The 13,310-nt window shown below is 46.0% G+C and carries 10 protein-coding genes; 5 read left to right on the top strand and 5 right to left on the bottom strand.

What is annotated here, in order from left to right; all coding sequences use genetic code 11:
- Window positions 1-33: 33 nt before the first annotated feature.
- Together LMH68_RS09305 and LMH68_RS09300 are read left to right on the top strand one after the other, a co-directional pair.
- Complete coding sequence (locus tag LMH68_RS09305; protein ID WP_017061133.1) at window positions 34-762, top strand: glutathione peroxidase; 729 nt, start codon at window positions 34-36, stop codon at window positions 760-762.
- A gap of 275 nt (window positions 763-1,037) precedes the next feature.
- Window positions 1,038-2,504 (top strand): dihydrolipoyl dehydrogenase, encoded by a 1,467-nt coding sequence (locus tag LMH68_RS09300; protein WP_229647422.1) that lies wholly within the window; start codon window positions 1,038-1,040, stop codon window positions 2,502-2,504.
- Between the two features lie 323 nt (window positions 2,505-2,827).
- Here the strand turns inward: LMH68_RS09300 and LMH68_RS09295 are convergent, their stop codons facing one another.
- The gene (locus LMH68_RS09295) at window positions 2,828-3,175 is read right to left on the bottom strand and encodes a RidA family protein (protein ID WP_004729674.1); all 348 of its coding nucleotides are present in this window, start codon (window positions 3,173-3,175) and stop codon (window positions 2,828-2,830) included.
- 87 nt (window positions 3,176-3,262) lie between these two features.
- On the opposite strand from LMH68_RS09295, the gene LMH68_RS09290 reads away from it, so the two are divergent.
- Window positions 3,263-3,511 carry a DUF3624 domain-containing protein gene (locus LMH68_RS09290; RefSeq protein WP_029235423.1) on the top strand — a complete coding sequence of 83 codons (249 nt, stop codon included), beginning with the start codon at window positions 3,263-3,265 and terminating at the stop codon, window positions 3,509-3,511.
- Between the two features lie 255 nt (window positions 3,512-3,766).
- Here the strand turns inward: LMH68_RS09290 and argH are convergent, their stop codons facing one another.
- From argH to argC, 4 genes are all read right to left on the bottom strand, one after another.
- Window positions 3,767-5,641, bottom strand: a complete 1,875-nt coding sequence (argH, locus tag LMH68_RS09285; RefSeq protein ID WP_017061136.1) for an argininosuccinate lyase — start codon at window positions 5,639-5,641, stop codon at window positions 3,767-3,769.
- A gap of 347 nt (window positions 5,642-5,988) precedes the next feature.
- Entirely contained in the window at window positions 5,989-7,200 is a 1,212-nt protein-coding gene (locus tag LMH68_RS09280) for an argininosuccinate synthase (protein ID WP_017061137.1), read from the bottom strand.
- 113 nt (window positions 7,201-7,313) lie between these two features.
- Window positions 7,314-8,102, bottom strand: coding sequence for an acetylglutamate kinase (argB, locus tag LMH68_RS09275; protein WP_017061138.1), 789 nt, complete (start codon window positions 8,100-8,102; stop codon window positions 7,314-7,316).
- Between the two features lie 12 nt (window positions 8,103-8,114).
- Complete coding sequence (gene argC / locus LMH68_RS09270; RefSeq protein WP_017061139.1) at window positions 8,115-9,119, bottom strand: N-acetyl-gamma-glutamyl-phosphate reductase; 1,005 nt, start codon at window positions 9,117-9,119, stop codon at window positions 8,115-8,117.
- Window positions 9,120-9,272: 153 nt separating this feature from the next.
- Between argC and argE the strand changes: the two genes are divergently transcribed.
- Window positions 9,273-10,409 carry an acetylornithine deacetylase gene (gene argE, locus LMH68_RS09265; protein ID WP_009848891.1) on the top strand — a complete coding sequence of 379 codons (1,137 nt, stop codon included), beginning with the start codon at window positions 9,273-9,275 and terminating at the stop codon, window positions 10,407-10,409.
- A gap of 251 nt (window positions 10,410-10,660) precedes the next feature.
- Window positions 10,661-13,297, top strand: a complete 2,637-nt coding sequence (ppc, locus tag LMH68_RS09260; protein ID WP_229647421.1) for a phosphoenolpyruvate carboxylase — start codon at window positions 10,661-10,663, stop codon at window positions 13,295-13,297.
- Window positions 13,298-13,310: the final 13 nt, after the last annotated feature.

Below are 13,310 nucleotides of genomic sequence, written 5' to 3'. Positions count from 1 at the left end.
ACAAAATTAAAAATACTATTTAAGGAAATCAATATGTTTGCATCTAAAGAAGGTCAATCAATCCCTCAAGTAACATTCCCAACTCGCCAAGGTGATGCATGGGTTAACGTAACTACTGAAGAGCTATTCAAAGACAAGACAGTTATCGTATTCAGCCTACCAGGTGCGTTTACGCCAACATGTTCGTCAAGCCACCTACCTCGTTACAACGAGCTACACTCTGTATTCAAAGAAAACGGTGTTGATGACATTCTGTGTGTTTCAGTAAACGACACATTCGTAATGAACGCTTGGAAAGCAGACCAAGAAGCGGAAAACATCACATTCATCCCAGATGGTAACGGTGATTTCACAGACGGCATGGGTATGCTAGTTGAGAAAAACGACATCGGCTTCGGCAAACGTTCATGGCGTTACAGCATGCTGGTTAAAAACGGCGTGGTAGAAAAAATGTTCATCGAAGAAGACGTACCAGGCGACCCGTTCAAGGTTTCTGATGCAGATACTATGCTTAACTACCTTGCTCCTGAGCACAAAGAGCAAGAGTCAATCACAGTATTCACTAAGCCAGGCTGTCCTTTCTGTATGAAAGCAAAACAGAACCTAATCGACAAAGGTCTGAACTACGAAGAAGTGGTTCTAGGTAAAGATGCAACAACAGTAAGCCTACGTGCAATCTCTGGTCGCACTACCGTTCCTCAAGTATTCATCGGTGGCAAACACATCGGTGGTAGTGAAGAACTAGAAACTTTCCTAGGCTAATCGCTTCATCGCCGATATAGGCTTAGAAGTATCAGCTAACCCACCCTCTTGTGGGTTAGCTATTCCAAACACTCTTATCTGAGTTTTGGGAAAAAGAATATAGCTGGTGACTCGCCTGTCTTTTACTAACCTATAGTTAGCAATAAAAGCAGAGTCACAAGCTAAACCTAATAAAACAGAATCACAAAACTGACCCGTTATCCTGACTCTCAAAAAAATCACCAGAGTTGGAGGGGTTCGTTCAAACTAAATTCAGCCATTGCGAGAAAATTATTATGAAACAAGTCAATGTAGATGTAGCAGTTATCGGGGGCGGTACGGCAGGTCTAGGTTCTTACCGCGCTGCAAAAGCACACACTGACAGTGTCGTGATGATTGAAGGCGGCCCTTACGGTACTACCTGTGCTCGCGTTGGTTGTATGCCATCTAAACTGCTTATTGCAGCTGCAGAAAGCGTACACCAAATCGAGAAAGCTCCGGCTTTTGGCGTTCACCCACAAGGTGATATCGTGATTAACGGTCGTGAAGTGATGGAGCGAGTGAAGTTTGAGCGTGACCGTTTTGTTGGTTTTGTTTTAGAAGGCGTTGATGAAATCCCAGAGCAAGACAAGATCTCTGGTTACGCAAAATTCTTAGACGATAACACGCTACAAATTGATGACCACACGGTTGTCACCGCTAAGCGTATTGTTATCGCGACCGGTTCTCGCCCTGCATACCCTGCCGTTTGGAATGAACTTGGCGATCGCCTGATCATTAACGACGACGTGTTCAGCTGGGATGATTTACCAGAATCGGTTGCGGTATTTGGCCCTGGTGTTATTGGTCTTGAGCTTGGTCAGTCACTGCACCGCTTAGGTGTGAAGACCAAACTGTTCGGTTTGGGTGGTCAAGTTGGCCCAGTAACTGATCCAGAGATCATGGCTTATGCAGATAAAGCTTTCAATGAAGAGTTCTATCTCGATGCCGACGTGAAAATCGAAAGCATGAAGCGCATTACCACTGAATCGGGTGAGCCACGTGTCGAAATCCAGTTCATCAATAAACAAGGTGAATTAGAAACTAACGTCGTTGAATACGTACTAGCAGCAACAGGTCGTCGCCCTAACACTGACAAGCTTGGCTTAGAGAATACCTCTCTAGAACTTGATGAGCGTGGTGTGCCAATCGCTGACCACTACACGCTTCAAACATCGCTTCCATCAGTATTCATTGCGGGTGATGCAAGCAACCAACTGCCTCTACTACATGAAGCAGCTGACCAAGCACGCATTGCAGGTGACAACGCTGGTCGCTTCCCTGAGATTCGTGCAGGCCTACGCCGCTCTAAAATCTCAGCGGTATTCTCTGACCCACAAATCGCGATGGTTGGTGAAACGTACAAAGAGATCACTACCCGCTTAGGCACATGTGGCTGTTTCGCAACGGGTGAAGTGTCTTTCGAGAACCAAGGTCGTTCACGAGTGATGCTACGCAACAAAGGTATTCTGCACGTTTACGGCGAGCAAGGTACAGGCCGCTTCCTTGGTGCTGAGATGATGGGACCAAACGCAGAACACTTGGCTCACTTGTTAGCATGGGCACACCAGAACAAGATGACGGTTTCTGAGATGCTAGACATGCCGTTCTACCACCCAGTAATCGAAGAAGGTGTACGAACAGCGCTACGTGACCTGAATGCGAAACTGCACCTAGGTCCAGAGATGGTGAAACACTGTCTGGATTGTGGCCCGGGCTGTTAATCTCAGACTAGCGCCAGTCAATTAGCAGTTAACAAACGTTAGATACTAAAAAGGAAAGCCATTGGCTTTCCTTTTTGTTTTTGGCAACGAGTAAACTATAGATTCCCGATTACGCTCCTTCGTCGCTCTCGGGAATGACAGCAATTTTTATACACGTCTAGGCGAAGCTAACCAGAATAACGGTGCTTTTCAAAACGCGTCTAAACTGAAGCAAATCAAAGTGACGCATCAGCTAAACCAAAACTAAACTCGTCATTCCAGAACCGAGGGACGAGGTATCTGGAATCTCTTGAAGCCATTGCGTCACTAAAAGCTTTAAGCAATTACTTCTCAGCAGCAATCACAGAGATCTCAACAAGTAGCGCTTCGCGAGCCATGTCGCCTGTCACACATGCGCGAGCTGGAGCGTGGCCTTCTGGAACCCATGCATCCCAAACTGCGTTCATTTCTTGGAAGTCTTTCATGTCTTTCAAGTAAATCGTTGCTGACAGCATGTGCTCTTTGTCGCTGCCTGCTTGCTCAAGTAGCGCTTCTACTTTATCTAACATGGTTTGAGTTTGTTCAGTGATGTCTTTAGTTGCATCAGCACAAACTTGGCCACATAGGTAGATAGTACCGTTGTGTTTAACAATACGGCTCATACGTTGCTTGGTTTCTTGGCGCTCAATCATCGACTTTCTCTCTCTGTGTCACCGTGATCCAATATCTTGTGACGTGTTATTATCAGGGCAACAAGCATAACGCGAATCAAACCCAAGATGACATGCATTCATTGCAATAAAAGTGAAAAAATCCGTAACAAACTCGGTCGCTGCCAGCGTTGCATGAATCAGCTGATGGTGTTGTCGATTTTGAGTTGGGGAGTATGGTGGCTGTTTTTCAGAGAAGACCCAAAAACCATCAATGCCATCGCGTTGATGATGGCCGCTTTCGCGTTCAGTGGCTTGCTGTCGTTGCATTGGGTCATGAAGTTTGTGGTGCTACCGTTAAAGGGCAAAAAACGTTAGCTGGAAGTCTTTATTGGATAAAGAGTAGTGATTAGAGACAGGGCTAAACAATCCGATAATTCATCATAATTTTCGAGCTATTGTCATTTCCCGAACAGCAGATAGAAAAAAACCCCAGAACCAATCGATTCTAGGGCTTTCTTAGAAAATTCTAAGAAAAAGCAGTGGTACTTTAATAGACCGGGCTTTTCTTAGTTTGTTCCCAAAAAAGATCAGATTTTTGATTTTTTTTTTAGGAGCTATAAAATCAATGCCTTATGCAACATTAACCTTAGCAATTATCTGCTCTACCAAGTTCACTTCCAATGCCACTTCATCACACGCATGTTGACGAGGACACTGGTCACAATCTTTCAGTACCTTCTCAGGCAGCAGAGATTTCGATGTTGGTAAGAAATCATGCTTCATAAAGAACTCTGGAGTACGAGTCAGCACAAACACCTTCTTGATGGCCATTTGTCGCGCTTTCTCAACCAAGTGCTGCACAATTGCGGTACCCTGCCCTTGACCTTGCCAGCCAGCTTCGACACCCAGTGAACGGATTTCCGCTAGGCCAGAGTCATACACATAGAGTGATGCACAACCTGTCACCTCACCATGATGCTCTGCGACCGCAAACGAGCCAATATCACGCACCAGTTCATTACGAGAACGAGGTAGGTTTTCACCCATGTTCGCCCAGTAAGCGACCATACCTTCCAACGCTTCAATATCGGTCAGACGAGCAGGACGAACCTTGACGATGGACGTATCACGCTGTGATAAACGTTTCTCAGCTTGGTCAACCGCGTAAGCCACTTGCTGTGGAGATACACCGCCTAGCGCGCTACGTTTTTCAAGACACGATTCAATGGTCAGGATGTCATACACATCTTCCTCAATCACCTCAGAGAACTCTTTCATCTCTGCGATGGTTAATTCTTCTAATGCACAGCCTTTAGCAATCGCCGCCACTACCGTCACACCAACAATATGGTGAGCTTCACGGAAAGGAATCCCTTTCGCTACTAGGTAATCAGCCAATTCAGTTGAGTTCGCGTAGCCTTGTTTCGCGGCTTCAAGTGTACGTTCGCCGTTCACTTTAATGCCGTCAAAACAGAGTGCTGCCATTTCCATACAATCATTCCAAGTATCTAAAGCGTCGAACAGACCTTCTTTATCTTCTTGCATGTCTTTGTTGTACGCCAAAGGCAGAGCTTTTACTGTCATCATCATTGCCGCTAATGAACCGTAAACACGGCCAGTTTTGCCACGGATAAGCTCTAGCGCATCTGGGTTTTTCTTTTGTGGCATCAGAGATGAACCTGACGTCACGGTATCCGCTAACTCGATGAAGTTTGATTCACCTGAGTTGTAGAAAATCATATCTTCTGCAAGACGCGAAAGGTGAAGCATAGAGATAGAAGCAATCGACATTAGCTCCATCACATGGTCGCGGTCAGAAACTGAATCTAGAGAGTTGCGCGTTGCACGACGGAAACCTAAGTTGTGAGCTAACTCTTCACGGTCCATCGGGTAAGCTGTTCCAGCAAGGGCACCAGAACCCAGCGGACATGTGTCTAGACGCTTAATCGCATCATTCAAACGTGAATAATCACGCTCAAGCATTTCAACGTAAGCCAAGCACCAGTGAGCAAAAGTTACCGGCTGAGCACGTTGTAAGTGAGTGTAGCCAGGAAGCACGGTTTCTTGATGCTGAGAAGCAACGTTCACCATTTGGCTTTGTAGGCGATCCAATGCCAGTAGCAGTTGGTTACCTTGCTGACGACACCATAGTTTCAGGTCGGTCGCCACTTGGTCGTTACGAGAACGGCCAGTGTGAAGTTTTTTGCCCAAGTCACCGACTTTGCCGATAAGTTGCTGCTCAACCCAGCTGTGAATATCTTCTGCATCAGAACGTAGAATCTGTTCAGGATCTTCCATCACCTCAAGTTTTAGCTCATTCAGCGCTAACTCAAGCTTCTGTTGCTCTTCTTCTGTTAATACGTTGACCGACAGTAGAGCTTTAGACCAGGCAATTGAGCCCACAATGTCTTGCTCAGCCAATCGGTAATCAAAACGAAGAGAATCGTTAAAATCTTTGAACCGGGTGTCTGCTGCTTGGGTAAATCTACCGCCCCATAATGCCATTGTGTATCTCCTAATTGCACAGTGCTCACTGTTTTTGCAAATGATAATTCTGATTAAGATTCAGTATTTTTCTGATGGTTTAAACTTACGGCAATTCAAAATGAAAATAAAGTATTAATTCATTATTTTCACATATTTATTCACCAACAGTTCAATCCATTGATTATTTTTAGCGTGGAGCGCGAATTATATGCCATCCGATAGGAAAAACCGAAGCTGATTTATTAGGCAAATAGAAAGTAAAAAGCCCACTCACTAATCAATAGTGAATGGGCTTTGCATAATAATGTCTGTTTACTAACCTTCAATCTTTCATCAAAGGCTAGCTCACTAACTCATTGTTAGGATTACTTTTGGCTATTCAAAGCACGGATACGGCTTGATAGCGAGTAAAGGCGGATGAAGCCTTCAGCATGGCTCTGGTCGTAAACTTCATCTTCACCAAAGGTTGCAAACTCTTCTGAGTACAGGCTGTTGTCAGAACGCTTCTGAGTCACCGTTGCATGGCCTTTGTAAAGCTTGATAACCACTTCACCATTCACGTCTTGTGCTAGCTCTTCTGTCGCGGCAAGGATTGACTTACATAGTGGAGTGAACCAACGACCATCGTATACAAGGTGAGAAGCCTTAACACCGAGCTCTTCACGGAATTCGAATGCCGCTTTATCAAGAACCAGTTGCTCTACTGCACGCAGTGCTTCCATCATGATTGTGCCACCCGGAGTTTCGTAACAACCACGAGACTTCATGCCAACAAGACGGTTCTCTACGATATCGATACGACCAACACCGTGCTTAGCACCTTTCTCGTTTAGGTAAACCAGTGCGTTGTATGGCGTCATTGTTTCGCCATCAACCGCAACCACTTCGCCTTTTTCAACTTTAAGCGTCACTGTTTCAGATTCGTTTGGCGCTTGCTCAGGGTCTACAGTCCAAGCCCAGCAATCTTCGTTAGGTGCATTCCATGTGTTTTCTAGAACGCCGCCTTCTGTTGAGATGTGCCAGGCGTTTGCATCACGCGAGTAAATCTTAGTAAGAGAAGCCGTACAAGGGATGTTACGCTCAGCCAGGTAATCTAGACACTCTTCACGACTCACTAGATCCCATTCACGCCATGGTGCAATTACGTGTAGATCAGGTGCTAGTGCAGCAAATGCGCCTTCAAAACGAACTTGGTCATTACCTTTACCAGTACAGCCGTGACACAGTGCGTCTGCACCTACTTTACGTGCGACTTCAACCTGTGCTTTCGCGATGATTGGACGCGCCATCGACGTACCTAGTAGGTATTTACCTTCGTAGTAAGCGCCCGTTTTCAGCGTTGGGTAGATGTAGTCAGCAACCATCTCTTCTTTAAGGTCTGCGATGTAACACTCAGATGCACCAGAAGCTTTTGCTTTCTCTTCGATACCAATCAACTCTTCGTCGCCTTGACCAACATCCGCAACAAACGCAACCACTTCACAGTCATAGTTCTCTTTCAACCATGGAATGATTACTGATGTGTCTAGACCGCCAGAGTAGGCTACTACAACTTTCTTTACGTTAACTTTGCTCATTTTCTTTCTCCTAGTTTCCATACTGCACATGGCGGTCAGCGTTGGAAATGACTTCATAATTATATGTTTATTTAATTTGTCTAAATTCTTTAAGTAGTGACTCGTTGTGAAACCTACTGAGGTAAAAACTGTGTTCCTATGCTTTTACCTGAAAACAGTTGTGTTAGCTTTTCTGGGTATCGCCAAGTGGCAACTTCGATTGGTCGTCCAAGGTCGTTAGCGGCTTCTAGTGCGGCTTGAACCTTAACGATCATGCCGTCGGTAATCACTTTGCCTGTAATAAGGTCATCAGCTTGTTGTTGATTAAGGCTTGGAATGAGGTGACCTTTGCCATCCAACACACCACTTACATCAGAAAGCAGTACCAGTTCAGCATCAAGTGCGCCTGCAACGGCAACCGCAGCTTGGTCGGCATTGACGTTCATCAGTTGGCCTTGCTCAGTCAGACCAATCGAGCTAATGATAGGCAGTGCGCCCGCATTAAGAATCGCTTGCAGAACGGTTGAGTCGCCCGGCTCCGCTTTTCCTACCGCCCCCAGTTCAGGGTTCAGTTCGCTCACTTTGCATAAACCACCGTCTGCTAGGCTTAAACCAACGGCATTGATACCGTCTTTAATCGCCTGACCTTGAAGTAATTTATTCGCCGTGCCCGCTAATGCACCAGCGATCACTGGGATCTGATCATAAGGAGTAACACGTAGCCCTTCTTTCTTAACGGTTTCGAGGTTCAACTTATTCATCAAATCATCAACAAGGTAACCGCCGCCGTGAACAATCACGATTGGTCGTTGTGCCTGTTGTTGGTAAGCAGAGATAGCACCAAATAACTTGCTAAGTGTTTCACCACAAGATAGCGCAGCGCCACCTAACTTTATGATTAATGGTTGATTATTAAGGCTCATATCTAGATTTCCTTACACTAACGCAGTTAATGGCGCAAAACCATAACGTAAATTCAAACACTGCATCGCTTGGCTAGATGCACCCTTTAATAAGTTATCAATCGCTGAAACAACGATGATGTGATGACCTTGAACCTTCCAACCTAAGTCGCAGAAAGGCGTCTGCTCTACATCTTGAATTCTTGGCAATGTCTCTTCGAGTAATCTCACCGCAGGTTTACCTTGGTAAGCTTGCTCGAAGGCATCTTGTATCTGTTGTTCTGTCACGCCTTCAGCCAATTTCATGGTAATGGTTGCCAAAATGCCACGCTTAAAGTTGCCGAGGTGCGGGGTAAAAATCACATCACATCCTAAATGTGCAGCCATTTCAGGTTGATGACGGTGATTGAATACACCATAAGCTTGCAAGCTCACTTCGCAGAAGCTGTTGACCATCGTCGCCTTGCGGCCTGCACCAGTCACACCGCTGGTTGCGTTAATCACTGGCCATTGGTTTTCATCCAGTAACTTGGCTTCAACCAAAGGCTTAATCGCCAGTTGTGATGCGGTTGGGTAACAACCCGCGACAGCGACAAGCTGAGCTTCTTTAATTTCTTGTTCGTTCCACTCAGCTAAACCGTAAGCCGCTTTGTCTAGCCATTGTTCGTGTTGATGTTCAAAACCGTAAAACTCTTGATAGAAGTTTTCGCCTTTAACTCTGAATGCACCCGATAGGTCGAAGACTTGGCAATCGTTCTCTAGAAAAATTGGCGCTAGGTCGTGACTAACCTCGTGTGCCGTTGCTAAGAAAATCACATCAGATTGTTTAGCTACTTCTTCCGGATTTGTTAAAGGTTGTACTGGCATATCAATCAAGCCAGCTAACTTACCGTGCAGTGCCGCAATAGGTTTACCTGCGTCTACACTATTGGCTGAGACATATAAACCTGATAGCGTGAGCTCAGGGTGTCTGTTTATCATTAGAGCCAGTTCTGCTCCTGTGTAGCCGCTTGCGCCAATGATCGTGGTTTTCAACATCTCAACACATCCATTTTTGAGGTAAGTTACATTTCAAATTTGACTATTCATACTTAATTTTTAGCTTTATTTGATTTCTTATGCATTAAATATGATTTAATATGTGTTTTACCGACTTATGGTTTTCCTGTCAATAGTAGAAGTGAAGTTATTATGCAATTACCGAGTTTTCTTGAGGTCTACAAAGGCCTAATTTCCACAGACTCTATTAGCTCGACCGATCCAAGCTGGGATCATGGCAACGAGAAAGTGATCGAAAAAATGGCTCAATGGTTTAAAGACGTAGGCTTTAGCGTTGAAGTCGTGGAAGTCGAACCCGGCAAGCATAATATGGTCGCTAAGATGGGATCGGGCGAAGGTGGCTTGCTACTCGCAGGACACAGCGACACAGTGCCATTTGATGAAGGACGTTGGAACTTTGACCCTCACGCACTAACAGAACACAACAATCGCTTCTATGGATTAGGCACAGCCGATATGAAAGGCTTTTTCGCTTTCGTTTATGAAGCGGCAAAGAAGATGGATTGGAGCAAACAGACCAAGCCGCTATATGTATTGGCAACCTGTGACGAAGAGACCACCATGCTGGGTGCGCGTCATTTCACTGAAAATGCACCGTTTAAACCGGATTACTGCATTATTGGTGAGCCAACCAGCCTTGTGCCGATTCGTGGCCATAAAGGCCATGTTGCTAACGCTGTGCGAGTAACGGGTAAATCAGGTCACTCTTCTGATCCTGCATTAGGTGTCAACGCCATCGAGATCATGCATGAAGTGTTGTTCGCTTTAATGCAACTGCGTGACAAGCTAGTCAAAGAGTATCACCACCCGGGTTTCGCAATTCCAAGCCCCACTCTAAACCTTGGCCATATCCACGGTGGCGACAGTGCCAACCGTATCTGTGGTTGCTGTGAGCTGCACTATGATGTGCGTCCTTTGCCAGGTATCAGCCTAGATGGCTTGGATAACATGCTGCGCAGCGCACTTAAAGAAGTGGAAGCAAAATGGCCGGGCAGAATCGAGATTACGCCACTGCACGAACCTATCCCAGGTTATGAGTGCCAACACGACCATCCATTTATTGGTGGCATGGAATCAGTTTGCGAAACTGAATCACAAACCGTGAACTACTGTACAGAAGCACCTTTCCTTCAAGAACTTTGCCCAACCTTAGTGCTGGGGCCGGGCTCTATCGACCAAGCTCACCAACCAGATGAGTTCCTAAGCTTCGATTTTATCGATCCAACGATTGATGTTCTGAGTAAATCTATTCGTAAATATTGTTTCTAGCTATTGCTACCCTTGCGATACTTTTTTATAAAAGCTGCCCTAAAAGGTGGCTTTTATTCTGTTATCCCAGCCAAAGCCTGATCTTGTAATTAAATTTCACTTTATTCCGAAGTCTTGGAAAATTTACTTCTCCCGCATTTCGAAAACTAATAATTGCAAACTTAGAATGCTTTATTTGACTAGATACAGCACTTTTCGCTAGATTGTGTACTTAACAAGGAACAATGGATGTAATTTTTTTACGAGGCAGGATGACAATGAACGAGAAATACGCCGCTCTCAAGAGTAACGTAAGCATGCTGGGACGCTTGCTAGGTAACACAATCCAAGATGCACATGGTGACGTTATCTTAGAGAAAGTGGAGACTATCCGTAAACTTTCCAAATCCGCCCGCGCAGGCAACAAAGCTGACCGTGACAGCCTAGTTGAAGAAATCAAAAACCTGCCGAACGAACAACTCACTCCTGTTGCTCGTGCATTTAACCAATTTCTCAACCTCACCAACATGGCAGAGCAGTACCACACCATCTCTCGCCACTGTGAGGAGCATGTTTGTGAACCAGACGTGCTGCAATCTCTATTTTCCAAATTAAACCAGAATGACATCAGCAAGCTAGACGCGGCTCAAGCCGTTCGCGACCTGAACATTGAACTCGTTCTGACTGCACACCCAACAGAAATCACTCGTCGCACCATGATCAACAAGCTAGTTAAGATCAACGAGTGTCTGTCTAAATTAGAATTAAGCGACCTATCACACAAAGAGCGCGTGAAAACCGAACGCCGCCTAGAGCAACTGATCGCTCAAGGTTGGCACTCAGATGTGATTCGTCAACAACGCCCAACGCCACTTGATGAAGCTAAGTGGGGCTTTGCGGTTGTAGAAAACTCTCTATGGGAAGCCGTTCCTGACTTCCTACGTGAAATGGATGGCCGACTAAAAGGTTATCTTGATGAAGGCCTGCCGATCGATGCACGCCCAGTACACTTCTCATCTTGGATGGGCGGTGACCGCGATGGCAACCCATTCGTAACGCACACCATCACTAAGGAAGTTCTGCGCCTATCTCGTTGGAAAGCTGCCGATCTTTACTTAGGCGACGTAAACGAGCTGATTACCGAACTGTCGATGACTAAGTGTAATGATGCCGTTCGTGAGCTAGCAGGTGATGAACACGAAGCTTACCGTGCAATCCTGAAGAACCTACGCACTCTACTGAACAACACGCTAGAAGTGCTGGATGCAAAATTGCATGACACAGAGGTTCCGAAGAAAGAAACACTACAGAACATCGAGCAACTTTGGACACCGCTTTACGCATGTTACCAATCGCTGCACGAATGTGGCATGGGCGTAATCGCAGACGGTTCTCTGCTTGATACTCTGCGCCGCCTAAAAGCGTTCGGTGTACACCTAGTTCGTCTCGATGTTCGTCAAGAAAGTACTCGTCACTCAGATGTACTGTCTGAACTGACTCGCTACCTAGGCATTGGCGACTACGACCAATGGAACGAGCAAGACAAGATTGCTTTCTTAACCAATGAATTAAGCTCTAAGCGTCCGCTTCTTCCTCGCGATTGGGAGCCATCTGAACAGGTTAAAGAGGTTTTAGACACCTGCAAGGTTATTGCTGCTCAACCTCGTGAAGCCTTCGGTGCTTACGTAATTTCTATGGCTCGTACTGCATCAGATGTACTGGCTGTTCACTTACTACTGCAAGAATGTGGCTGCCCATACCGCATGGACGTATGTCCGCTGTTCGAAACGCTAGACGACTTGAACAACTCAGAAGCAGTAATGAAACAGCTAATGAGCATCGACTTGTACCGTGGCTTTATCCAGAACCACCAAATGGTGATGATCGGATACTCTGACTCAGCGAAAGATGCGGGCGTAATGTCTGCAGGTTGGGCTCAATATGATGCAATGGACAAACTGGTTAAGGTTTGTGATGAAGAAGGCATTGAACTGACTCTATTCCACGGTCGTGGCGGTACGGTTGGTCGTGGTGGTGCTCCGGCGCACGCTGCTCTTCTTTCTCAGCCACCTAAGAGCTTGAAAGGCGGTTTACGTGTAACAGAGCAAGGCGAAATGATCCGCTTTAAACTTGGCTTACCAGACGTTGCTGTAAACAGCTTCAACCTTTACGCAAGCGCGATTCTAGAGGCGAACCTTCTGCCGCCACCTGAGCCAAAACAAGAGTGGCGCGACCTAATGGAAGTGCTATCTCAAGTATCTTGTGAGGCTTACCGCAACGTGGTTCGTGGCGAAGAGAAATTCGTACCTTACTTCCGTCAAGCGACACCTGAACTGGAGCTAGGTAAACTGCCTCTTGGCTCTCGCCCTGCGAAACGTAACCCGAACGGCGGCGTAGAAAGCCTACGTGCGATTCCATGGATCTTCTCTTGGAGCCAAAACCGTTTGGTACTGCCTGCATGGTTAGGCGCTGGTGAAGCGATTCAGTACTCTGTAGATCAAGGCCATCAAGCCCTGCTCGAAGAGATGTGTCGCGAGTGGCCGTTCTTCTCTACCCGTCTCGGTATGTTGGAAATGGTGTACTCGAAGTGCAACATGGAAATCGCTAAGTACTACGACCAACGCCTTGTTGACGAAGAGCTATTACCATTAGGTGAGTTACTGCGTGAACAGCTGCAAAAAGACATCAAAGCCGTGCTAAATGTTGAGAACAACGAGAACCTAATGCAGAGCGACCCTTGGGGACTTGAGTCAATCCGCCTACGTAACATCTACGTTGAGCCACTAAACATGCTTCAAGCTGAACTGCTTTACCGTACTCGTAAGTGTGAAACACCACCAGCAGAGCTTGAAGAAGCGCTAATGGTGACGATTGCAGGCATTGCAGCAGGCATGCGAAACACTGGTTAATTAGTGATTCCTA

This window comes from Vibrio sp. F13, assembly GCF_020806305.2.
GTDB classification, from domain to species: Bacteria; Pseudomonadota; Gammaproteobacteria; order Enterobacterales; family Vibrionaceae; genus Vibrio; species Vibrio crassostreae_C.
The sequence above is the reverse complement of the archived record's forward strand: the minus strand, read 5'-3'. Positions and strand labels throughout refer to the sequence as shown.